25 protein-coding genes are annotated in these 22,099 nt (G+C 68.2%); 14 read left to right on the top strand and 11 right to left on the bottom strand.

The features are described 5' to 3' along the window. Positions 1 to 18 precede the first annotated feature (18 nt). Positions 19 to 621 carry a YceI family protein gene (locus N7I30_RS11450; protein WP_228238761.1) on the bottom strand — a complete coding sequence of 201 codons (603 nt, stop codon included), beginning with the start codon at positions 619 to 621 and terminating at the stop codon, positions 19 to 21. A gap of 209 nt (positions 622 to 830) precedes the next feature. Here N7I30_RS11450 and N7I30_RS11445 point away from each other — a divergent pair, with 209 nt between their 5' ends. Continuing rightward, positions 831 to 1,442 (top strand): LOG family protein, encoded by a 612-nt coding sequence (locus tag N7I30_RS11445; RefSeq protein WP_188077300.1) that lies wholly within the window; start codon positions 831 to 833, stop codon positions 1,440 to 1,442. 190 nt (positions 1,443 to 1,632) lie between these two features. Next, a complete protein-coding gene (locus tag N7I30_RS11440) occupies positions 1,633 to 3,183 on the top strand; it encodes a GNAT family N-acetyltransferase (protein WP_187391546.1) in 1,551 nt (516 codons plus the stop codon). Positions 3,184 to 3,193: 10 nt separating this feature from the next. Here the strand turns inward: N7I30_RS11440 and rarD are convergent, their stop codons facing one another. From rarD to N7I30_RS11425, 3 genes are all read right to left on the bottom strand, one after another. Next, on the bottom strand, positions 3,194 to 4,108 hold the full coding sequence (rarD, locus tag N7I30_RS11435) for an EamA family transporter RarD (protein ID WP_498638916.1): 915 nt from the start codon (positions 4,106 to 4,108) through the stop codon (positions 3,194 to 3,196). A gap of 120 nt (positions 4,109 to 4,228) precedes the next feature. Next, the gene (gene pip / locus N7I30_RS11430; protein WP_498638914.1) at positions 4,229 to 5,194 is read right to left on the bottom strand and encodes a prolyl aminopeptidase; all 966 of its coding nucleotides are present in this window, start codon (positions 5,192 to 5,194) and stop codon (positions 4,229 to 4,231) included. Next, complete coding sequence (locus N7I30_RS11425) at positions 5,191 to 5,658, bottom strand: GFA family protein (protein ID WP_498638912.1); 468 nt, start codon at positions 5,656 to 5,658, stop codon at positions 5,191 to 5,193. Before N7I30_RS11425 ends, pip (N7I30_RS11430) begins: the two co-directional genes overlap by 4 nt. Before the next feature lie 200 nt (positions 5,659 to 5,858). Between N7I30_RS11425 and N7I30_RS11420 the strand changes: the two genes are divergently transcribed. From N7I30_RS11420 to N7I30_RS11405, 4 genes are all read left to right on the top strand, one after another. Then, complete coding sequence (locus N7I30_RS11420) at positions 5,859 to 7,946, top strand: PatA/PatG family cyanobactin maturation protease (protein ID WP_498638909.1); 2,088 nt, start codon at positions 5,859 to 5,861, stop codon at positions 7,944 to 7,946. Positions 7,947 to 8,047: 101 nt separating this feature from the next. Continuing rightward, positions 8,048 to 8,182 (top strand): hypothetical protein, encoded by a 135-nt coding sequence (locus N7I30_RS11415; protein ID WP_266102021.1) that lies wholly within the window; start codon positions 8,048 to 8,050, stop codon positions 8,180 to 8,182. 152 nt (positions 8,183 to 8,334) lie between these two features. Next, positions 8,335 to 8,547: a hypothetical protein gene (locus N7I30_RS11410; RefSeq protein ID WP_498638905.1), complete on the top strand. Its 213-nt coding sequence runs from the start codon at positions 8,335 to 8,337 to the stop codon at positions 8,545 to 8,547. A gap of 130 nt (positions 8,548 to 8,677) precedes the next feature. Beyond that, positions 8,678 to 8,905 (top strand): hypothetical protein, encoded by a 228-nt coding sequence (locus N7I30_RS11405; protein ID WP_024348657.1) that lies wholly within the window; start codon positions 8,678 to 8,680, stop codon positions 8,903 to 8,905. 24 nt (positions 8,906 to 8,929) lie between these two features. Here N7I30_RS11405 and pip (N7I30_RS11400) read toward each other — a convergent pair whose 3' ends face one another. Next, positions 8,930 to 9,895, bottom strand: a complete 966-nt coding sequence (pip, locus tag N7I30_RS11400; RefSeq protein WP_498638903.1) for a prolyl aminopeptidase — start codon at positions 9,893 to 9,895, stop codon at positions 8,930 to 8,932. Positions 9,896 to 11,002: 1,107 nt separating this feature from the next. Further along, positions 11,003 to 12,487 (bottom strand): cysteine--tRNA ligase, encoded by a 1,485-nt coding sequence (gene cysS, locus N7I30_RS11395; protein WP_498638901.1) that lies wholly within the window; start codon positions 12,485 to 12,487, stop codon positions 11,003 to 11,005. Positions 12,488 to 12,826: 339 nt separating this feature from the next. Between cysS and N7I30_RS11390 the strand changes: the two genes are divergently transcribed. Further along, positions 12,827 to 13,015, top strand: a complete 189-nt coding sequence (locus N7I30_RS11390) for a hypothetical protein (RefSeq protein WP_187392246.1) — start codon at positions 12,827 to 12,829, stop codon at positions 13,013 to 13,015. A 17-nt stretch (positions 13,016 to 13,032) separates the two neighbouring features. Here the strand turns inward: N7I30_RS11390 and N7I30_RS11385 are convergent, their stop codons facing one another. Genes N7I30_RS11385 through N7I30_RS11375 form a run of 3 tightly spaced genes read right to left on the bottom strand, consistent with a single transcriptional unit; the run spans position 13,033 to position 15,502 of the window. Further along, positions 13,033 to 13,647: a LysE/ArgO family amino acid transporter gene (locus N7I30_RS11385; RefSeq protein WP_498639087.1), complete on the bottom strand. Its 615-nt coding sequence runs from the start codon at positions 13,645 to 13,647 to the stop codon at positions 13,033 to 13,035. A 44-nt stretch (positions 13,648 to 13,691) separates the two neighbouring features. Then, the gene (locus N7I30_RS11380) at positions 13,692 to 14,729 is read right to left on the bottom strand and encodes a M42 family metallopeptidase (RefSeq protein ID WP_498638899.1); all 1,038 of its coding nucleotides are present in this window, start codon (positions 14,727 to 14,729) and stop codon (positions 13,692 to 13,694) included. A gap of 23 nt (positions 14,730 to 14,752) precedes the next feature. Further along, positions 14,753 to 15,502: an SOS response-associated peptidase gene (locus N7I30_RS11375; RefSeq protein ID WP_498638897.1), complete on the bottom strand. Its 750-nt coding sequence runs from the start codon at positions 15,500 to 15,502 to the stop codon at positions 14,753 to 14,755. Between the two features lie 84 nt (positions 15,503 to 15,586). Here N7I30_RS11375 and N7I30_RS11370 point away from each other — a divergent pair, with 84 nt between their 5' ends. From N7I30_RS11370 to N7I30_RS11355, 4 genes are all read left to right on the top strand, one after another. Next, the gene (locus tag N7I30_RS11370; protein WP_498638895.1) at positions 15,587 to 16,015 is read left to right on the top strand and encodes an NUDIX domain-containing protein; all 429 of its coding nucleotides are present in this window, start codon (positions 15,587 to 15,589) and stop codon (positions 16,013 to 16,015) included. A gap of 121 nt (positions 16,016 to 16,136) precedes the next feature. Further along, positions 16,137 to 16,574 carry a TIGR02301 family protein gene (locus N7I30_RS11365; RefSeq protein ID WP_187392241.1) on the top strand — a complete coding sequence of 146 codons (438 nt, stop codon included), beginning with the start codon at positions 16,137 to 16,139 and terminating at the stop codon, positions 16,572 to 16,574. Between the two features lie 104 nt (positions 16,575 to 16,678). Next, positions 16,679 to 16,939, top strand: a complete 261-nt coding sequence (locus tag N7I30_RS11360; RefSeq protein ID WP_035694394.1) for a hypothetical protein — start codon at positions 16,679 to 16,681, stop codon at positions 16,937 to 16,939. 66 nt (positions 16,940 to 17,005) lie between these two features. Beyond that, entirely contained in the window at positions 17,006 to 17,917 is a 912-nt protein-coding gene (locus tag N7I30_RS11355; protein ID WP_498638893.1) for a hypothetical protein, read from the top strand. A gap of 21 nt (positions 17,918 to 17,938) precedes the next feature. Here N7I30_RS11355 and N7I30_RS11350 read toward each other — a convergent pair whose 3' ends face one another. Both N7I30_RS11350 and N7I30_RS11345 read right to left on the bottom strand, forming a co-directional pair. Further along, entirely contained in the window at positions 17,939 to 18,478 is a 540-nt protein-coding gene (locus tag N7I30_RS11350) for an ankyrin repeat domain-containing protein (RefSeq protein ID WP_498638891.1), read from the bottom strand. Positions 18,479 to 18,588: 110 nt separating this feature from the next. Further along, positions 18,589 to 19,953 (bottom strand): dihydroorotase, encoded by a 1,365-nt coding sequence (locus tag N7I30_RS11345; protein ID WP_498638889.1) that lies wholly within the window; start codon positions 19,951 to 19,953, stop codon positions 18,589 to 18,591. A 74-nt stretch (positions 19,954 to 20,027) separates the two neighbouring features. Between N7I30_RS11345 and ygfZ the strand changes: the two genes are divergently transcribed. The 3 genes from ygfZ to N7I30_RS11330 are packed head-to-tail and all read left to right on the top strand — an operon-like array spanning position 20,028 to position 22,092. Further along, a complete protein-coding gene (ygfZ, locus tag N7I30_RS11340) occupies positions 20,028 to 20,894 on the top strand; it encodes a CAF17-like 4Fe-4S cluster assembly/insertion protein YgfZ (RefSeq protein ID WP_498638885.1) in 867 nt (288 codons plus the stop codon). Beyond that, positions 20,891 to 21,544: a YfbR-like 5'-deoxynucleotidase gene (locus N7I30_RS11335; RefSeq protein WP_498638883.1), complete on the top strand. Its 654-nt coding sequence runs from the start codon at positions 20,891 to 20,893 to the stop codon at positions 21,542 to 21,544. Before ygfZ ends, N7I30_RS11335 begins: the two co-directional genes overlap by 4 nt. Positions 21,545 to 21,576: 32 nt before the next feature. Further along, positions 21,577 to 22,092 (top strand): tyrosine phosphatase family protein, encoded by a 516-nt coding sequence (locus N7I30_RS11330; RefSeq protein ID WP_498638881.1) that lies wholly within the window; start codon positions 21,577 to 21,579, stop codon positions 22,090 to 22,092. Positions 22,093 to 22,099: the final 7 nt, after the last annotated feature.

Below are 22,099 nucleotides of genomic sequence, written 5' to 3'. Positions count from 1 at the left end.
CGCCCCGCCGTTCGGCGATCAGGACTGGGGAACGAATTCCGCCTCGATCTCCAGCAGCACCTCGGCGGCGACCGGCCCGGCCAGCGCCTCGATGCCGTATTCGGTGCGGTCGACGGTCATCGCACCGGAAAAGCCGACGGCCGGCTTCTGCGACATCGGATGCGGGTTGAGGGCGGTGTTGAAGGTGACGTCCAGCGTCTCTTCACGGGTCTGGCCGTTCAGCGTCAGGTCGCCGGTCACCGTGCCGGTGTTGTCGCCGGTCAGCTCGATCGACTTGGACACGAAGGTGATCTCGGGGAACTTCGCCGCGTTCAGGAACATGTCGCTGGCGATCTCGGCGTCGAAATCCTTGTCGTCGGCCGGATAGTTCGTATCCACCGAAGCCGGATCGATCGTCGCGGTCAGGCTCGACTGCGCCGGATCCTCGGAATTCAGCTCCAGCGTGGCCGAAATCGTCGAGAACCGGCCGATATAGGTCGACAGGCCGAAATGCTTCACCTTCCAAAGAACATTGGTGTGCAGCGGATCGGCGACATAGGTTCCGGCGGGCACGTCGATGCTCTGCGCATGAACGGAGCCGGCAAGGCACAGTGCGGCGACGGTGGTCAGCAAGAAACGCATGAAAACTCCTCTGGGACAGAAAGCCTCTGGGGCTGCCGGTACACTACGGATTTTCTGCACTGCAAAAAGACGCCGCCGCCGAGACAGACTGTTCAGGGGCCTCCCCCTGCGCAGCCGCGATCCGGGATCGCAGCGACGGGTCGCCCGGCGTTGCCCATGGCCCCGCTTGGCGCTTGACCTCTTCGCGCCTGCGTCGGACTTTCGATCCCATGAACACGATTCGATCCGTCTGCGTCTATTGCGGCTCCTCCGCCGGCCGCGATCCCCGATATCTCGAGAGCGGCCGACGCCTTGGCGAGGCGATCGGCGCCGCCGGCATGCGCCTCGTCTATGGCGGCGGCACGCGCGGCATCATGGGCGCGGTCGCCGAGGGCGTGATCGCCAAAGGCGGCGCCGTGACCGGCATCATCCCGCGCTTCCTCATCGACATGGAGGCGACCGAGAGCGAGCTGACCCGGCTGGACGAACTGATCGTCACCGAGGACATGCACGCCCGCAAGCACCAGATGTTCGAGCGCTCGGACGCCTTCGTGGCCCTGCCCGGCGGCATCGGCACGCTGGAGGAGCTGATCGAGATCCTCACCTGGAGCCAGCTCGGCCGCCATGCCAAGCCGGTCATCGTCGCCAATGTCGGCGGCTTCTGGGACCCGCTGTCCCGGCTGATGGACCATATGAGCGCCGAAGGCTTCCTCCATACGGCCCATCAGGTGCGCCCGATGGTGATCGACGACGTCGATGCCATCGTGCCGGAACTGGTGACGGCCCTCGCCGGCGACGACGCGCATCGCCGCGGCCGGGCGGAGATCGTCGAGAAGCTCTGACGCCGGCGGCACCCGCGGCCTGACTGCCTTCCAGCCCCATCGCACGACCATGCGCCCGCCCCCGGACTGCCGGCGGCGGGCGCCTTTGCTTGCGTCGCGGCGCCTGCGTCCTACATCGAACGCAAGGCGGCGCCCGGCCGCACCCCATTCCTCCCCGTCACACGACCCGAGAACGACAAGGACACGCCGCATGGCCGAGAAGCGCTCGACCCCGAAGATCGAGGTCCGTACCGCCGAGAAGAGCGATGTCACCGACATCATCGCCCTCTCCTCCAAGGTGTTCAAGGACGACGCGCCCTACACGCGCGGCATGATCCTCGGCCAGCTCTCGGCCTTTCCCGAGGGCCAGTTCGTCGTCGTCTACGAGGGCGAGATCGTCGGCTATGCCGCGACCATGATCCTGGCCGAGGAGAAGGCGCTCGGCCAGCACAGCTGGGGCGAGGTCACCGGCGGCGGCTATGCCGCCATGCACGACCGCAAGGGCGAGTGGCTCTACGGGACCGAGGTCTGCGTCGACCCCGACCGCCGGCGCCTGCGCATCGGCAAGCGGCTCTACGACGCCCGCCGACGCCTGTGCCAGGATCTCGACCTCAAGGGCATCGCCTTCGGTGGCCGCATGCCGGGCTACCAGCGCCACGCCAAGAAGTTCGGCACCCCGGAAGCCTATCTGGAGGCGGTGAAGGCCAATGACGTCAAGGACCCCATCGTCTCGTTCCACCTGAATGCCGGCTTCGAGCCGCAGGGCCTCCTGAAGAACTACTATCCCGGCGACAAGGCCTCCGGCGGCTACGGCGTCCTGATGCTGTGGCGCAATCCCTATTACGATCCGGCCCGCGAGGAGCAGCCGGTCAACCGCGGCAATCCCGACATGGTGCGCATCGTCACCGTGCAGATGAAGGCGCGCAAGATCGCCCAGCCGCAGGATTTCTACGACGCGGTCGAATATTTCGTCGAGGTGGCGTCGGAATATGGCGGCGACTTCGTCGTCTTCCCCGAACTCTTCACGCTGATGCTGCTGTCCTGCGAGCCGGAGGAACTGAAGCCCGACGCGGCGATCCAGCGGCTGACCGAGCACACGCCGGACTTCGTCGAGCGGCTGAGCGAGATGTCGATCCGCCGCAACATCAACATCATCGGCGGCAGCCACGCCACCAAGACCGATGACGGCGACATCCAGAATGTCGGCTATGTGTTCCTGCGCGACGGCTCGGTGCATGAGCGCGAGAAGACCCATCCGACGCCCAACGAGCGCCAGTACTGGCAGATCAAGGGCGGCGATCCCACCGACACGATCGAGACCGACTGCGGCCCGATCGGCATCATGATCTGCTACGATTCCGAGTTCCCGGAAGTGGCGCGCCGCCTCACTGACCAGGGCGCCCGCATCCTGTTCGTGCCGTTCAACACCGACACCCGCCACGGCTATCTGCGGGTGCGCTATTGCTGCCAGGCCCGGGCGATCGAGAACCAGTGCTATGTCGTGACGTCCGGCATGACCGGCAATCTGTCCAACGTCGACAATCTCGACATCGAATACGCCCAGTCGGCGATCTTCACGCCCTGCGACTTCCCCTTCGCCCGCGACGGCATCGCCGCCGAGGCGTCGGAGAATGTCGAGATGGTCACCGTCGCCGATCTCAATCTCGCGACGCTCAACTGGGCCCGCTACGAGGGCTCGGTGCGCAATCTGCGCGACCGCCGGCTCGATCTCTACAAGGTGCGCTGGTCGGACGGCGGCTGAGCCGTCCGGCTCAGGCCGTCTGCGGGGTGAGTGCGGCGGCCCGCCGCCGCGCCCGCCCGTTGCGGAACAGCGCCACGGTGTAGAGCACCACCGCGCTCCAGATCAGGCAGAAGGCGACCAGCTGCCAGTTCGAGAACGGCTCGCCGAAGACGAAGACGGCGGTCAGGAACAGCAGCGTCGGCACCATGTATTGCAGGATGCCGATGGTCGAGTAATGCAGGAGCCGCGCGCCGGCGGCGAACAGCATCAGCGGGATCGCCGTCAGCGGCCCGGCAAAGATCAGCATGCCGGCCACGTATCCGCCGGTCATCACGTGGTTGTCGCCCGGCAGGAAGGCCAGAAGCAGCACGCTCGGCACGGCCAGCAGCGCCACCTCCAGGAAGAAGCCCTCGGTGGAGCCGACCGGCACCATCTTGCGGAGCAGCCCGTAGGTGCCGAAGGAAAAGGCCAGGACGAGCGAGATCCACGGCAAGCCGCCGGCCTTGATCGTCAGGATCAGCACCGCGACGCCGGCCAGGGCAATGGCCGTCGCCTGCAGGCGGTTCGGCCGCTCGCCCAGGATCACCGCGCCCAGGAGCACATTGACCAGCGGGTTGATGTAATAGCCGAGCGCCGCGTCCAGCGCCTGACCGGAGGCGATGGCGTAGACATAGGTGCCCCAGTTGAACGAGATCAGCGAGGCCGTCAGCGCCGCCAGCGCCAGGGTTCGCCACTGGGTGAAATACCGCCAGACGCCGCCCAGCAATCCCTGCCACCACAGGACGAGCACCGCGAAGGGGATCGCCCAGATCACCCGATGCGCCACGATCTCCAGCGGCGAGACGTGGCTCAGGAGCTTCATGTAGATCGGGAGAACCAGACCCCAGATCGCGTAAGCGCCAAAGGCATAGAAGAAGCCCTTGTTCGCGCTGCCGGCGGCTTGCATGGATGTGCTCGATAATAAGGTTGAGTGACGGCTTCCTGTAACAGAGCCGCCCCCGTCCCGACACCCGCTTTCTGGTGATCGGACCGATCGCGAATCATGATCGACATGGGGCTGTCGGGATCAGCCCTGCCGGCCGAAGCGGTCCGTTGCCCGGATCAGCCGGTCGAGAATGCCCGGCTCGTTGAAGGCGTGCCCCGCGCCCTCGACAAGGTGCAGATCCGCGTCCGGCCAGGCCTTGTGGAGTTCCCAGGCGATGCGGGCCGGGCACGGCATGTCGTAGCGCCCGTGGATGATCTCGCCCGGAATGCCCCTCAGACGATGCGCATCGCGCAGCAGCTGCCCCTCCTCCAGCCAGCCGGCATGAACGAAGAAGTGATTCTCGATCCGCGCGAAGGCGATGGCGAAATGCGGGTCGGAGAAGTCCGCCGTCAGCGCCGCCGAGGGCATGAGCGTGATGGTCTCGCCCTCCCACAGGCTCCAGGCCTGTGCCGCCGCAAGCTGCTCGGCGGGATCGTCGCCGACCAGGCGCCGGCGATAGGCCATCATCATGTCGCCCTGCTCGGCAGGCGGGATCGGCGCCAGGAATCGCTCCCATTTGTCCGGGAACATCTCCGAGACGCCGAACTGGTAGTACCAGGATAGCTCCGCCTTCGTCAGCGTGTAGATGCCACGCAGCACCAGCGCGTCGACCCGTTCCGCATGGGTCTCGGCATAGGCGAGCGCCAGCGTCGAGCCCCAGGAGCCGCCGAAGACCAGCCAGGTCTCGGCCCCGACCATGGCGCGCAGCCGCTCGATGTCGCCGACCAGGTGCCAGGTGGTGTTGGCCTCGAGCTCGGCATGGGGCGTCGAGCGACCGCAACCGCGCTGGTCGAAGAGGAGAACGTCGTAGACCGTAGGATCGAACAGGCGGCGATGGGCCGGCGAACAGCCGCCGCCCGGCCCGCCATGCAGGAACACCGCCGGCCGGCCGCCCGGCGTGCCGCAACGCTCCCAGTAGATCCGGTGTCCGTCGCCGACATCCAGCATGCCATGGGCGTAAGGCGCGATGTCCGGATAGAGGCCCTTGAGGCCGGTCGCATCATTCATGGCCGTTCCTGTTCCTCGGCATCCGGGCGATCGGCATGCTGATACGACACGATCTCTGCCAAAAACGGATTGGCGGCGATATCGGCGTCGGTCGATCGCACGGGTAGATCGCTGAGCCGGGCCGTATAGGGCAACTCCGCCTCGACGCCGAACTGGATCGTCGGCGCGATGGCCGCCGGGTCGTCGAAGGCGCCGATGGCCAGCGCCATCCCGTCCGGCGCCTCGTAGGTCAGCGGCGTCCCGCAGTTTTCGCAGAAACCGCGCAGCACATGGTTCGACGAACGGAACCGCGCCGGCTCGCGCTTCGTCCAAACGCAGCCGCCCTCCGGCACCGACACCAGCGGTGCGTAGAAATTGCCGAACGCCTTCTGGCACATGCGGCAATGGCAGATCGACGCCTGCCCCAGTGTCCCGGTGATGCGAAACCGCACCGCGCCGCACTGACATCCGCCCGAATGACCCATCCGCCCAATCCTCATCGCCCGTCCGGCGCCCGAACGCGCCGCCACGAGGATAGACCCGCGCCCGCGCGTCTCCAACAGGCAGGTGCCAAGTGTGATCCGCCTCCAATTGCAACCCATGGAAGAAAACAGACTTGCCCTCTTAGGTTGCATATGCAATGTTACGTAACGTAATAATTGTATCGGATGGGAGGTGGAACGGTATGTCCGACATATCGACCCTCCTCGACACGCTCGGCCCCTGCGACCCGACCCTGCGCATCGGCGTGGTGGACGGCACGCCCGACCTCGCCATCCCCGCCCTCGCCGATGCGCGGCTCGACCTGGAGCCCACGATGCGCATTGCCGAGGCGCACGGGCCGGACGCCCATGGCACCGAGATCTGCAGCGTGCTGTTCGACCGCGAGGGCGGCCTGGCCCGCGGCTGCAGCGGTCTCATCCTGCCGGTGTTCTTCCCCGATCCGCGCCCCGCCTACATGGCGCCCCGCGCCACCCAGACCGACATCGCGCGCGGGATCTACATGGCGGTCGAGCGCGGCGTCGCGATCGTCAACATCAGTGCCGGCCAGCTGTCCTCGACGCCCGAGGCCTCGCGCCATCTGGAGGACGCGCTGGATCTGTGTGAGCGCAAGGGCATCCTCGTCGTGGCCGCCACCGGCAATGACGGCTGCGCCTGCCTGCATGTCCCGGCCGCCGTCGCCAGCGTTCTGGCGGTCGGCGCGATGGACGCGGCGGGCCGGCCGCTGCAGAGCTCCAATTTCGGCGCGAGCTACGGCGCCAACGGCATCCTGGCGCCCGGCGCGGGGCTGACCGTCTCCAGCCTGCGCGGCGAACGCGTCCAGCGCAGCGGCTCGAGCTTCGCCACCGCGGTGGTCACCGGGGTCGCCGCACGGTTGCTGTCGGCCGCCCGGCGCGACGGCAGGTCCCTCGGCCCGCTCGACATCCGCCGGATCCTCATCGAGACCGCCCGCCCCTGCGACCCGCAGGCCGATGGCGAGTGTGCGCGGGTTCTCGCCGGACGGCTCGACGTTCGGGGAGCGATCGAACGCCTTCGTCAGACACTGGAGCCGGAGCTGGAGGGGGCGGTTTTCCTCCCGCGATCCGGGAACGACCAAGCTGGGAGAGAGCCAATGATCAGGGAAACCCTATCCGTCAGCCCGTCCGCGGCGACCATGTCCCCGCCCGGACGATCCGGCATCGCCGGCGCCGTCCTTCAGTCCGATTGCGGCTGTGGCTGCGGCGGCAAGAAGCAGGCGGCGCAGCAGGAACTGGCCGCCGGCGCAACGGCCGACGAGGACGAGTTCGACGAGGACATGCTCGCTTCGGGCGACGATGGCGGGGATGACGACGACGGCGACGATGATGTCGACGTCGCGGGCGCCATGCAGTCGGCCCGTCCGGTCCGGCGGCGGCGCGGCGCGCTGGCTGAGGCCCGCGAGGTCCGGCAGTCGAGCGTGACGCAGCAAGGCTGCGGTTGCGGCGGCGCGGCGAAGGAGCCGCAGAAGGTCTATGCCATCGGCTCGGTCTGGTTCGATTTCGGCAACGAGCCGCGATACGACGCCATCGTCCAGCGCATGGGCGATCCCGTCGCCGCCAACACGCCAGCGGCGCTGATCGACATGCTGAAGAACGATCTGTCCTTTGCCACCGGCATCACCTTCATCCTGATGCAGGAGCAGATCCCGATCTACGCGATCACGCCGGCCGGCCCCTTCGCCCAGGAGGTCTATGCCGACCTGCTCGACGCCATGCAGACCAGCCTCGACAACACCGGCGATTTGCAGCGCGTCGCGATCCCGGGCTTCGTCCACGGTTCGACGCGGCTGATGAACGGCCAGATCCTGCCGGTGATCTATCCCGACCCGCGCGGCATGAGCAAATGGAAGCCGATGGAGCTGGTCAACGCCGCCAAGGCCGCGATCGGCGAGGAGAGCGTCAGCGACGACGCGATCTTCAACTTCCTCGTGCGCACCTATGACGAGCTGCGCAATCTGGGCATCAGCCCCGAGGACAGGGCGATCAACTTCGCCGCCACCAATGCCTATCAGGGCGCCAGCGTCTTTGCCGACGGCATGAATCGCGGGCTCGAGCTCTACAGCATCACCGTCGCGCGCAGTCCGATCTGCCGGCCGGATTCCGATTGCTGGGATGTGCAGGTGACGATGTTCGATGCCGAGAACGAGCGGCGCGCCGCCCGCGTCTACCGCTTCACGGTGGATGTCAGCGAGGTCCTGCCCGTCACCGTCGGCGCCGGCCGCAACTGGAGCGTCCCGCTCAGCGCGTTGACGTGACCCGAGCCCATCCGCCGGGTCTGCCTGCGCGCGCCCGGCGGTTCCCGGCGTCGGCGCATGACGTGCCGGCGCCAGACCTGCGAACCTGAAGGAGAACCAACATGAGACGACCGATCCAGGCTCCGCCCGTCCAGCGCCATGGCAGCGGCCTGACACATCTCTCGGGCACGGTCAGCCAGTCCGGCTGCTGCGTGCGGGTGGCCGGAATCTGCCTCGCCAGCTCTCCGATCTGCTGAACGGGCCGGATCATCCGAACCCGCATCGGAAGACCGTTCGGCCTTAAAGACCCGCCGGTCGGTCCCAACGGGATGGGCGCCGTGCGACAGGCGCGCCGGCCATCCGGACATGCCAACGACCCACAGCCAGTCACCAACAGGGAGAAGTCATCATGAGATCCCCCATGCAATCGGCTCCGGTCATGCGCGGAGCGACTTTCGTCACGGATTCGGGCGGCGTCGGCCAGTCCTTCAGCTGGAGCTGCCTGCTGAAATGCGGCAGCAAGCTGATCCGCTGCGCCCCGCAGTGCATTCCGAACCCCCTGAACCCCGGCTGCATCAGCTGCCTCGGTTCGTCGTTCAACACCTGCAAGAATTGCTTCTGACGACACCGGCGATCGCCGGCCCATCCGACCGGGCCGGCGGTCGTCCCGCAACGCACGATCCGCGTTGCACGGACGGAGACGACCGCCCGAGACCCGCCGCGTGCTTCGCCTTTTGCGAGCGCGCCCCCGCATGATCCCCTTCGACAGGGAGGCTCAGACGATGGACATGCCCCGTCAGGCGAAGCCCCAGCCTCGCAATTTCATGCAGGAACTCGTCGGCCGGCAATGGGCGCCGACGGCCGAGGACCGCAGCGTGCCCGAAGCGCTGCGCCTGGAGGAGACCACCAGGCCGAAGCGCCGCCGCAAGAAGGCGGACGGCGCGTGCCTGCGCCAGCTCATGACCTTTTCGGTCGGCTGAGACACACCGCCTCCGCCGGCAGGGTCACAATTCCCTTGCGAAGCGCTCCGTCGCTTTCAGGAGTTCGTTCAGGATGCCCGGCTCGGCGAAGGCGTGGCCGGCGCCCTCGACCATGCGATAATCCGCCCGCACCCAGGCCTGGGCCAGCTGCCAGGAGGTGATCGCGGGCGTGACGACGTCGTAGCGCCCCTGCACGATCACCCCCGGAATGTCGACGAGCCGGCCGGCATCGCGGATCAACTGCCCCTCCTCCAGCCACAGATCATGGTAGAAATAATGGTTCTCCAGCCGGGCGAAGGCGATCGTCGCGTCCGAGACGGGACCGCCGGACGCTGGCTCGCCGCCCGGCGCGGTCCGTAGCATGACCGTCGCCGATTCCCAGCCGGTCCAGGCCCGCGCCGCCTCGGCCCGCACCGCCCGGTCCGGGTCGGTCAGGCGCTTGCGATAGGCGGCGATGATGTCGTCCTGCTCAGCCGCCGGGATCGGCCCCAAGAGGTTTTCCCAGCGATCGGGAAACAGCCGGTTGGCGCCGCCGTCGTAGAACCAGTCGAGCTCGGCCCGCCGGCCGGAGAAGATGCCGCGCAGGATCAGCCCCGAAACGCGCTCCGGATAGGTCTCGGCATAAGTGAGCGCCAGCGTCGCGCCCCAGGAGCCGCCGAACATCAGCCAGCGCTCGACGCCGATCAGCTCGCGCAGCCGCTCCAGATCGGCGACCAGGTGCCAGGTGGTGTTGCCTCCCAGCTCGCCGAGCGGGGTCGAGCGCCCGCAGCCGCGCTGGTCGAACAGCAGGATGCGGTAGCGTTCCGGATCGAACAGCCGCCGGTGCTGGGGCGACGCCCCGCTGCCGGGCCCGCCATGCAGGAACACCACCGGTATGCCGCGCGGATTGCCGCACAACTCGTAATACACTTCGTGCCCGTCACCGACGGCAAGGCGTCCGGTCTCATAGGGCTCGATGGCGGGATAGGGCTTGCGCGTTGGTTCACTCATTCCCTGCCTTGTAGGGCAGACAACCCCGCTTGGCATCGGGACACACCGATGAATTCTCGACGAGCGATGGGGAAGCGCCGAGTGCCGAGCTGGCTGCGACATCCCGCTGCCGTCACGTCATGCCCAGCGACTCCGCGACGCCCAACCGCCACGGCCGGCTCGCCAACCCCGTCAGCTCAGCAACCCCGCCCTCGCCACAAAGGGCGCCGCCCTCCAAGCTGAGTCATCCTCGGGCTCCGACCCGAGGACCCATGCCAAACCGCCCCCACCGCCGCGACGCCAACCGGCGCCCCTCCCCGGTCGCCGCAACGTGGCGATGCCGAGGCATGGGTCCTCGGGTCAAGCCCGAGGATGACGCCGTGGGTGTGACGGGCGCCGTGGATGGATGGCAGACGTTGATGGGTATGCGCAGCGGGTGAGTGGCAGGCGTGATGGTCGCGCTTGGATGGATAGCTGGCGCAGTCACCAGCACGGCACTCCCGTCAGCTCAGCCCCCGCCCTCGCCACAAAGGGCGCCGCCCTCCAAGCTGCGTCATCCTCGGGCTCCGACCCGAGGACCCATGCCAAACCGTTCCCGCTACCGCCACGGCAACGAGCGCCCCTCCCCGGTCGCCGCGACGTGGCGACGCCGAGGAATGGGTCCTCGGGTCAAGCCCGAGGATGACGCCGCGGGTGGGAGGAACGCCGTGGATGGACGGCAGGCGTGGATGGGGTATGCGCAGAGGGAAACTGGCGGGCGTTGAGGGTGGCCCTTGAATGGATGGCCGGCGCACTCGCCAGCACGGCACTCCCACCAGCTCAGCCCCCGCCCTCACCACAAAGCGCGCCAACCTCCAAGCCGCGTCATCCTCGGGCTCCGACCCGAGGACCCATGCCAAACCATTCCCGCCGCCGCCACGGCAACGGGCGCCCCTTCCCGAGCGCCGCAACGTGGCGATGCCGAGGCATGGGTCCTCGGGTCAAGCCCGAGGATGACGCCGTGGGTGGGATGAGTGCCGTGGATGCAGGGCAGACGGGAATGGTGGCGCGTTGAACGGATAGCCGGCGCAGTCGCCAGCACGTGGGTGCCTGCACCTCCAGCCCCCGCCGTCCCCCCGCTCGCCGCCGCTAGCGCTTCATCTCCCACGTAGTGATCCGCTCGCCGGTGTCGGGGTCCTTGCCGTCCTTGAGCTGGATGCCCTCGGCGAGCAGGTCGTCGCGGATGCGGTCGGCCTCGGCGAAGTTCTTCGCCCGCAGGAGATCGAGGCGCTCGGCGATCCGGGCGGCGATGGCATCCGCCGGCACCGGCGCGGCCAGGTCCGACGTCGCGGCGAGATAGCCGGCCACGTCGATCCCGAGCACGTCGAGGCAGGCGCGCAGCGCGGCCGGGTCGCCCTTGCGCAGCGCGTGCAGTTCGGCGATGGCGGCGGCACTCGCCAGATCGTCGGACAGGGCGGCGAGGAAGCGCTCGCTCGGCGCCGAGGGCGCGACGTCGGCCACGGCCCGCGCCCAGCCGGCCAGCGCCTCCTCGGCCTCCTCCAGACGCTTCACCGAGAAGTCGATCGGCTCGCGATACTGGGTCATCAGCATGGCCAACCGCAGCACGGCGCCGGGCCAGGACCGCCGGCCGAAACGCTTCGTGTGCAGGAGGTCGTGAATGGTGACGAAATTGCCGTCCGACTTCGACATCTTGCGGCCCTCCAGCTGGAGGTAGCCATTGTGCATCCAGACCTGCGCCATCGCCGCGGTGCCGTGGGCGCAGCGGGACTGGGCGATCTCGTTCTCGTGATGCGGAAAGATCAGGTCGAGCCCGCCGCCATGGATGTCGAAGGTCTGGCCGAGATAGGCCTCGCTCATCGCCGAGCATTCGATATGCCAGCCGGGACGGCCCTTCGGCGTGCCGGTGCGGCCCGCCGCCTCCCAGGCCTCGCGGCCCCAGGGCGCTTCCCAGCCGGGCTCGCCGCGTGAGGACAGCTTCCACAGGACGAAATCGCCCGGATTGCGCTTGTGGCCTTCGACGGCGATGCGGGCGCCCGCCCGCTGCTCGTCCAGCCTGCGGTTCGACAGCTGGCCGTAATCGGCCATCGAGGTGACGTCGAACAGCACCTCGCCGCCCGCCTCGTAGGCATGGCCCTTCTCGATCAGCGTGGCGATCATCGACACCATGTCGTGGCCGTCGCTGCGCCCGGTGACGAAATCGGTCGCCCGCGGCTCGTGATCGGGCGGCAGGCAGCCGAGCGCGGCGACGTCGGCATGGAACTGGTCGGCGGTCGCCTGCGTGACCTTCGCGATCGCCGCGTTCAGCGGCAGGTCCGGATAGTCCCGCGACGCCCGCCGGTTGATCTTGTCGTCGACGTCCGTGATGTTACGCACATAGGTGACGTGATCGGCGCCGTAGAGATGGCGCAGCAGCCGGTAGAGCACGTCGAAGACGATCACCGGCCGGGCGTTGCCGATATGGGCGTAGTCGTAGACGGTCGGCCCGCACACATACATGCGCACATGCCGGTCGGCCTCGGCCTTGCCCGGATCCTGCCAGTCGAGTGGCCGGAACTCCTCCTTGGCGCGCTTCATGGTGTTCCAGAGCGTCAGCCCCCGAAAGCCGTCGTCCATCACTCGTCCCCGGTCGTCTGCATGGTTGCGGAGGCTCTCGCTAACGCCATTCGGCCCGGCTGACAAATCGCGGCGGAGAGCCACGCCGACGAACCCCACGATTCATGTCATTCGGACATGCGGCTTGATCGAAAACGGATGGCGCAATTTTCATTCGCAAAGCGTACAAAACTGGAAATATTCCAATCGCCTGGAACCCTTTCGCTGTATCGCGATTGCCACTGCATGCCCCAAACGAAGGTGGCGCACCGAGGTTGTGATTTCGGTTTAGAATTTGCCGCTAATCTGGCGCAATCGGGGTCATTGGTTGCGGTCCCATCCAGCCGACGAGACATGGCAATGAGCAGCAGCAACAGTATCGAATTTCGTTCCAAGAGCGAGCGTGAGCGCGACATCCATCTGGAGCGCAATTACCGCGAGATCGGCAATCGCGCGATTGCCGCGGCGAGCCAGTCCTGCTGCAAGCAGAAGCGCGTCGAGACGCGCCGGGACAGCTATGCCGGCGCCGACCTGACCGCCGCCCACTAGGGCGACGGACGCGGACCTCAGAAATCCGCGCTCATCAGCAGCGTGATGGACAGAAGCGCCATCACCGCGGCGATCGAAACATCCAGGATCCGCCATGCGGCGGGTCTGACGAAGACGGGCGCAAGCAGCCGCGCACCGTAGCCCAGCGCCACGAACCACACCGCCGAGGCGATCATCGCCCCGCCGGCATAGGCCGTGCGCTGGCTCGCCTCGCCGTAGCGGGCCGACAGGCTGCCCAGCAGCACCACCGTGTCCAGATAGACATGCGGGTTGAGGAAGGTCAGCCCGAGCACCACGCCGATCGCGGCCCGCCGGCTCATCAGCCGTGCGCCACGGACCGCCATCGCGTCCGGATGGAACGCCCGCCGCAGCGCCAGCACCGCATAGACGGCGAGGAAGGCCGCGCCGCCCAGCGTCACCAGCCGGACGATCTCCGGCGCACCGGTGATCAGCGTGCCGAGCCCGGCGACGCCGGCGGCGATCAGCGCCGCATCCGCCAGCGTACAGACCAGCACCACCGCCAGCACGTGGTTGCGGGCAAGCCCGCGCTCGAGCACGAAGGCGTTCTGCGCCCCGATCGCCACGATCAGGCCGAGACCCAGCGCAAAGCCCCGCGCCCCGGCCGCAAGCAGTTCCATTCAGCTATCCGTCACCGATCGAGAGCAGGAGAACCGCCTCAATGGGCGGCGATGAACGCGGTCAGGATCTCGCGCGCGGCGAGAAGATCGCGCTTGTCGATCATCTCGGCCACCGTGTGGATGTAGCGCGTGCCGACGGCGATGCCGACCGCCCGCGCTCCCGAGGCCGCCTGCTGGACGGCGGCGCCGTCCTGCCCGCCGCGAGCGAGGATGGTGCGCTGAAAGGCGATGTCCTTGGAGCGGGCCAGCGCCTCGATCTCGCGCACGAGGTCGATGTCGGCGATGAAGGACCCATCCTTCAGATGCAGGCCGAAGCCCTTGCCCTGCACCGTCGTGCGGTCCTTTTCCGGCACGCCCGGCGTGTCGCAGGCCAGCGTCGTGTCGACGCCGATGCCGATGTCCGGCTGCACACCGAAGGCCGCCGTCTTGGCGCCGCGCAGGCCGACTTCCTCCTGGGCGGTGAAGGCGACCGTCAGTTCGCAATCATGGGTCTCGCCCGCCTCGACCAGCTTGCGCACGGCTTCCAGGCCGAGCCAGCAGGCGATGCGGTTGTCCAGCGCCTTGGAGACGATCTTCTCGCCCATCTCCTCGAAGGGCTCGTTCATCACCACGAAGTCGCCGACCTGCACCATGTCCCTGGTCGCGGCGCCATGGCCGATATCGACGAAGAACTCGTTCGGCTCCGGCATCTTCTTGCGCTCTTCGGCCGACTGGATGTGGATCGGCTTGCCCTCGGCATTCATCACGCCCTTGAAGTCGCCGTCGTCGGTGCAGACGAGGACGCGGCGCGAGAACAGGTTGCGCGGATCGAAGCCGCCGACCGGGTCGATGTGGATGAAGCCCTTGTCGGTGACGTGGCTGACGAGGAAGCCGATCTCGTCCATGTGGCAGAGCAGCATGACCTTCTTCGGGGTCTCGCCCTTGCCCTTGCGGGTGCAGATCAGCGAGCCGAGCGTATCGACGCGGATCTCGTCGAACAGGCCCTCCGCTTCCCGGGTGATCAGGTCGCGCACGCGGTGTTCGCGGCCGGGCACGCCGGGGGTTTCGCACAGACGCTTCAGAAGATCGGTGTTCACGGGGCTATCGTCCTGTTGGAATGTCAGAAGAGCGAGGGCTGGATCGGGCCATCGGCCGCGCCGTCGTCCGGCTCGGACGCGGTCTCCACCGGCAACTGGATATCGGGGCCGGTATTGGCAACCTTGTTGACCTTGTCCGACACCCGCACCGGCTCGAAGAAATCGTCGTTCGCCGCGGTGAGTATGTCGCCGACCGAGGCGGGGTCGTGGGTGCGGCAGTCCAGCCAGCGGTCGTGATCCTGCGGCAGGACAACCACCGGCATCCGGTCGTGGATCGGCGCGATGCCGGGATTGGCCACCGTCGTCAGGATGGCGGCGGTGTCGATCTCGCTGCCGTCCGGCGCCAGATAGGTCTCCATCAGTCCGGCAAAGGCGAAGGGCCGGCCGTCCGCCGGACGCAGGAAATACGGCTCGGATTTCGCCTTGCCCTGCCGGCGCCATTCGTAGAAGCCGGTCGCCGGCACGAGGCAGCGCCGGTAGCGCATGGCGCCGCGAAAGGCCTTCTTCTCGCTCGCGGTCTCGGCCCGCGCGTTGATCAGCAGCGGAAACGCCTTCACATCCTTGACCCAGGACGGGATCAGGCCCCATCGCACGATCAGCGCGGTGCGGTTCGGCAGATTCGCGCCGGGCCGCTCGGGCTGGCCGCCGATGGCGATCAGGATCGGCTGGGTCGGCGCGATGTTGTAACGTGGCGGAAACGGATCGAGCTCCGCCAGCGCCAGCAGCGCGGCGACGTCGTCCGGGGGTGCCGTGAGAGTGAAACGTCCGCACATGCCGGCTGTTGAGCCGCAGCGCCGGCGTCCTGTCAAGCGGGTCGCGGGCGATCCGGCAGGTGGAGCGAAGAGGAACCCGTGCCCATGCCAGAGACCAGCCTCCGCCCGCTTCTCGGCGTCTCCTGCGGCCTTGTCGCCGAGGGCCGCCTGCTTCTCGTCGAACGCGGCCGGCCGCCCTTTGCCGGCAAGCTGAGCCTGCCCGGCGGCAAGCTGCGCTTCGGCGAAGCGGTCACGGCCGCCGCACGGCGCGAACTGGCCGAGGAGACCGGCGCGGTGGCGGACGATCTCGCCTTCGTCACGCTGCACGAGGCGATCGATCCGGATTTCCACGCGGTGATCGCGGTCTTCGGCGGACGGCTGATGGCCGGCAGCGAGCTGGCGGCGGCGGACGATGCGGCGGCCCTGCACTGGCTAGCCCTCGCCGACATCGAGGTCGCCGACGCGGCCGGCCGCACGACGCCCGGTCTTTACGATGTCGCACGGAAGGTCCTCGCCACCTGCGCGGAAAACTGACACACCGGGGCAACGAACGGCGCGCGATTCCTGTTGCCCGAAAGGCGCAGGCGCGGGAGATAAGCGGCCGGGCATCGGACCGATCGTTGCAATTGTCTTAACGAAGGACGAAACATCGGCCATGCGTCGAATGATGATAGCCGCGACGGCCGCACTGGTGGTCTCTTTCGCCGGTTCCGTGGCGGGCGATCACCGGGCGCTGGCCCAGGAGAGCGCCCCGGCGGAAACCGCGCCGGAAGCTGCAGCGCCGCGGGGCGAGGCAGCATTCCTGAAGCCGCTCGGACGGCTGGCGTCGATCCTCGGCTCCATCCACTTCCTGCGGACCCTGTGCGGCGACACCGACGCGGCGATCTGGCGCCAGAAGATGGAAGAGCTGCTGGCCGAGCAGGCGCCGGGAGAGGCCGACCGCCGCTATCTGATCGGCAGCTTCAACAGCGGCTACCGGGCGTTCGAATCGACCTATCGCGAATGCACCCCCGCCGCACGGGTCGCGGTGAACCGCTATCAGGGCGAAGGGGTCACTCTGGCACGCGAAATCAGTGCCAGATACGGGAATTAACCGATGATTAACGGTTCGGAAAAACGGCGAGACTGTTCGCGCCCGGATCGTGCTAGGACCTTAACGGGACGTGAAGCCGCATGGCTGGAATTGAGGGAATCGGAATGATCGATTTGCAGAGCGCCGAACTGGACGAAATGATCCAGGCCGAAAAGAAGCAAGTCGCATTCGAGTATCACAACGAAGCCTGGGCCGACGGCATCTCCGACGGCATCGAGGCCGAGATCCTCGCCGAGACCGCCATCGCGACCGCCCTCACCGAGCTGGTGCGCCGCCATGGCGAGGACGATGTCCTCGAAATGGTCGAGACCCTGCGCCAGCGCATCGAATATGGTGAATTCCGTCCCGACCGGATCATCCAGTAGTCTCTGCCCTCCTCGCGGTCCGGACATTCCACCGCACCCCATCGTCCAACGCAGCGGAGGTCCGTCGTGCCGACGCGCCTGACCCTTGCCCTCAGCACTTCTCTCTTCGCGCTGGCCACATTCGTCGCCGGCGACGCGCTGGCGTTGTCGCAGATCGATCCCGTCGAGGGCCGCTCCGGCTCGCGTGAAGGCATCATCGCGGTGCCGCTGCCGCCGCTGACCGATGCGCCGACCAGCGAGACGGAGACCGGCCGTCCGCAGGGACCGGGCGAAGGCACCGATGCCGGCGAAGTGCCGCTGTCGCCGGAAGACGAGGTCGAGCCCGGCGACACAAGGCCGGCGCCCGCCGAAGGGCCCGAGCGCCGGCGCGAACCGAGGCCCGCCGGCGAGGCGCCGGCCGATGCCACCGATCGCCCCGGCCCCGACACCCCGCGTCAGGACGGGGCGCGGGCAAGGCCGGATGGGGCAACCACCAATTTTCAGGCCGAACGGGCGCCGATCGCGGCCCTCGCCTCGGAAGTCGCCTATGGCGATGCCGGGCTGCCGCGCCCGGTCCGCGACCTGCGGGCCCGGCTGATGGCCGTGGCAAGAAGCGGCGAGATCGAGAAGCTGGCGCCCTATATCGAACGCGGCGACCACGGCACGGTCCTGTCCTTCGGCCAGGGCGGCGAGGACCCGATCGCCTTCCTGAAATCGGCCTCCGGCGACGGCGAAGGGATCGAGATCCTCGCCATCCTCCTGGAAGTGCTGCAGTCGGGCTACGCCCGGATGGAGCCGGACACCGACAACGAGATCTATGTCTGGCCCTATTTCACCCAGCAGCCGATGGATTCGCTGACCAAGCCGCAACTTGTCGAGCTGTTCGAGCTGGTGACCGCCGGCGACTACCGGAACATGCGCGAATTCGGCGCCTATAATTTCTACCGGGTCGGCATCTCGCCCGAGGGCCGGCTGGAATTCTTCGTCGCCGGCGACTGAGCCTCAGCGTCCCTGGCCGAGCTACCCGGCTTTCACCGCCATCAGCCGTTCGAGCTGTGCCGCCGTCTCCTGCGCGCCCATCGCCTTGGCCGCGCCCAGCGCGTCGACGCCGTCCGCCGCGCGAGCCTCGAGATCGGCGCCGCGCTCCAGGAAATAATCGACCATCTCGGTGCGGTTGAACATCGCCGCCATCATCAGCGGCGTGCGCCCGTCCGGGCCGCTGCCGTTGACGGCGGCGCCATGGTCGAGCAGCAGCCGCGCGATCTCCGCCTCGCCCTTGAAGGCGGCGCCGGCCAGCGGCGTCTGGCCCCGGTCGTTGACCAGCGACGGATCGGCGCCGCGTTTCAGCAGCAGTTCCGTCAGTTCGACATGGCCGTGATAGCTCGCCAGCATCAGCAGGCTGTCGCCCTTCTCGTTGCGCAGATTGGGCGGCAGGCCCTTGTCGAGAAAATCGGCCATGGCGACGGCGTCGCCGCCGCGCGCCGCCTGGAAGACCATGGCGGCCAGCGCCAGCGTCTCCTCGTCGAATTGTGGGGCGGGGCCGTTCGCCTCGTCCTGCATGGCCGTCTCCTTGATCCGTGGCGTCTGCACCGTGCGGACTTAGGAAGTCGCTGGCGGATGCCAAGCCATGGGACGACAGACGGCCCCTGGCCGCCTCAGCCCTGGCCGCCTCAGCCCTGCCGACCGAGCGGCGCCAGGGTCTCGACGAACTCCACCGGCTCGCCGGTCGACGGCGCGACGAGCTCGCCCTCCCACATGGCCCGCCGGCCGCGCACCAGCGTGCCCACCGGCCAGCCGGTGACCGCCTTGCCGTCATAGGGCGTCCATTGCGAGCGCGAGCCGATCCAGTCGTCGGTGATGGTGGCCTCGCGCTTGAGGTCCACGATCGTGAAGTCGGCGTCGTAGCCGAGCGCGATGCGCCCCTTGCGCGACAGGCCGAAGATCCGCTGCGGACCGGCCGAGGTCAGGTCGACGAAGCGGGCAAGCGACAGGCGGCCATTGGCGACATGGTCGAGCATGATCGGCACGAGGGTCTGCACGCCGGTCATGCCGGAAGGCGACTTCGGATAGACCGCAGCCTTTTCTTCCAGCGTGTGCGGCGCATGGTCGGAGCCGAGAACGTCGACGACGCCGGCCGCGATGCCGTGCCAGATGCCGTCGCGATGCCGCGCCTCGCGCACCGGCGGGTTCATCTGCAGCTTGGTGCCCAGCCGGCCGTAATCCTCGGCGGTCATGGTCAAATGATGCGGCGTCGCCTCGCAGGTGACATTGCGCTTGTGCCCGGCGAGATAGACGATCTCCTCGGCCGTCGAGATGTGCAGCACGTGGATGCGCGCGCCCACCTCCTCGGCAATGCCGACCAGCCGCTCGGTGCATTGCAGCGCCGCCACCTCGTCGCGCCAGACCGGATGCGAGGCGGGATCGCCCTCGACCCGCAGATCGGCGCGGTCGCGCAGCCGGAACTCGTCTTCGGAATGGAAGGCGGCGCGGCGGCGGGTGCGGCGCAGGATCTCGCGCACGCCATCGTCGTCCTCGACCAGCAGCGAGCCGGTCGACGAGCCCATGAACACCTTGATGCCGGCCGCGCCCGGCAGCCGTTCCAGTTCGGCGACGTCGGCGGCGTTCTCGCGGGTGCCGCCCACCCAGAAGGCGAAGTCGCAATGCATCCGGTGGCGGCCGCGCGCCACCTTGTCGGCGAGCGCCTCCTCGCTGGTGGTCAGCGGATTGGTGTTCGGCATCTCGAAGACGCAGGTGACGCCGCCCAGCACCGCGGCGCGCGATCCGGTCTCGAGATCTTCCTTGTGGGTGGCGCCCGGCTCGCGGAAATGCACCTGGCTGTCGATGACGCCGGGCAGGATGTGCAGCCCGGTGCAGTCGATCACCTCGCCGGCCGATGCCGCGTCCAGCGTGCCGATCGCGGCGATGTGCCCGTCGACGATGCCGACGTCACGCGCACCGGCGCCGTCCTGGTTGACGACGATGCCGCCCTTGAGAACCGTGTCGAAGGTCGTGGCGTTGCTGGCACTCGTTCCCATGGCGTCGTTCCGTGCTTGTCCCTCTGGAGTGCCCGGCTTACGTAAACAGGCAGGATCACACAAGCGAGCCGTCCATGCCCTATGCCCGCCTGCCGGAGCGCAGCCTCCTTGCCGTCACCGGGGAGGCCGCCCATCATTTTCTGCAGAACCTCGTCACCGCCGACCTCGATGGTCTGGCCGACGGCGAGATGCGCCCCTGCGCGCTGCTGACGCCGCAGGGCAAGATCCTGTTCGAATTCCTCATCGGCAAACAGTCCGACGGGCTGCGCATTGATGTCGCCACCAGCGCCGCCGCCGATCTGAAGAAGCGCCTGACCCTCTACCGCCTGCGCACCAAGGTGGGCATCGAATCGCCCGACCAGCCGGTCCATGCGGTGTGGGAGGAGCCCGACCTCACCGCCGCCGAACTCTATGCCGATCGCCGCTTCCCCGAGGGAGAGATGGCGCGGCTCTACGGTACTCCGCCGGAAGGGCTCGCCGAGGCCTCCGCCGACGATTACCGCCTGCGCCGCATCCGCGCCGGCATCGCCGAGGCCGAGACCGACTATCCCGGCTCCGACGTCTTTCCGCATGACGTGCTGTTCGACCAGAATGGCGGCGTGTCCTTCCGCAAGGGCTGCTTCGTCGGCCAGGAGGTCGTCTCGCGCATGCAGCACCGCGGCACCGCGCGGCGGCGGCTGATGCTGCTGGCCGGCGAACGGCATTTGACGCCCGGCTCCAACATCGAGGCCGGCGGAAAGACCATCGGCACCGTCCTGTCGGCCGACGGCACCGAGGGCTTCGGCTTCCTGCGGATCGACCGGCTGGCCGGCGCCCTGTCGCGCGGCGAGGAATTGTCGGCCGACGGCGTGCCGGTGACGGCGACGATCCCTCCCTGGGCCGGTTTCGCCCTGCCCGAACCCGCCGGCGCCGAGGGCGAGACCGCCGGAAGCGAGGCATGAGCCGCACTGACGCGAAACCACTCCGGGTCTGGCAGCGCATGCTGTCGGGCCGCCGGCTCGACCTGCTCGATCCCTCCCCGCTCGACATCGAGATCGAGGATGTCGCCCATGGCCTGGCCCGCGTCGCCCGCTGGAACGGCCAGACCCGCGGCGATCACGCCTTTTCCGTCGCCCAGCATTCGCTGATCGTCGAGGCGATCGTCGCGCGCCGCGAACCCGATCCCCGCTGGCGCCTCGCCGCGCTGCTGCACGACGGCCCGGAATATGTGATCGGCGACATGATCTCGCCCTTCAAGAGCGTCATGGGCGGCGACTACAAGCTGGTGGAAAAACGCCTGCAGGCGGCGCTGCATCTGCGCTTCTCACTGCCGGCGACGCTGCCCGCTGCCGTCGAGAAGGCGATCAAGGCCGCCGACCGGCTGTCGGCCTATCACGAGGCGACGCTGCTCGCCGGCTTCGACGAGCGCGAGGCGGCGCAGTTCTTCGGCAAGCCCGGCGCGGCGCTGCTGGATGCCGCCGATTTCGCCCCCGTTCCGACCGCGGCGACGGAAGCCGCCTTCCTGAAGCGCTTCGCCGAACTCGACGCCGCGCTGGCCGTCGCCGCCGGCTCGGGCGAGCGGGCACCGGCCAAAGCGTCGCGGCAGGGGTGACATCGGCGCATCCCGGCGCAATATGTGGGCCCATGTCCTATCTCGTCGTCTCGTCCCTCGCCGAACTGCCCGCCATGGTCGCCAGCCATGGCGCCCAGGATCTGGTCACGCTGATCAACGCCGACACGCGGGTCGACCGGCCGTCCGGCATCGCGCCGGACCGGCATCTCTTCCTCGGCTTCAACGACATCGCCGAGCCGATCGAGGGCCTGACGGCGCCGACCGTCGACCATCTCGACCAGTTGCTGGACTTCGGCACGCGCTGGCGCCGCGACACGCCGCTGGCGGTGCATTGCTGGGCCGGCATCAGCCGCTCCACCGCCGCCGCCTATATCCTGGCGCTGTCCATCAATCCGGATCTTGAAGAAGAGGCGCTGGCGAACGAGCTGCGCAGGCGGGCGCCGTCCGCCACTCCCAATCCGCGCCTCGTCGCCCTCGCCGACGACAAGCTGCAGCGCGGCGGCCGCATGGTCTCCGCCATCCGCGCCATCGGCCGCGGCGAAGACGCCTTCTCCGGCACGCCCTTCATCTTGCCGCTGACGCTCTGATCGACGA

Origin of the sequence: Aurantimonas litoralis (genome assembly GCF_026153195.1) — a bacterium.
Lineage (GTDB): Bacteria > Pseudomonadota > Alphaproteobacteria > Rhizobiales > Rhizobiaceae > Aurantimonas > Aurantimonas coralicida.
This window is presented reverse-complemented; position numbering and strand designations above follow the sequence as displayed.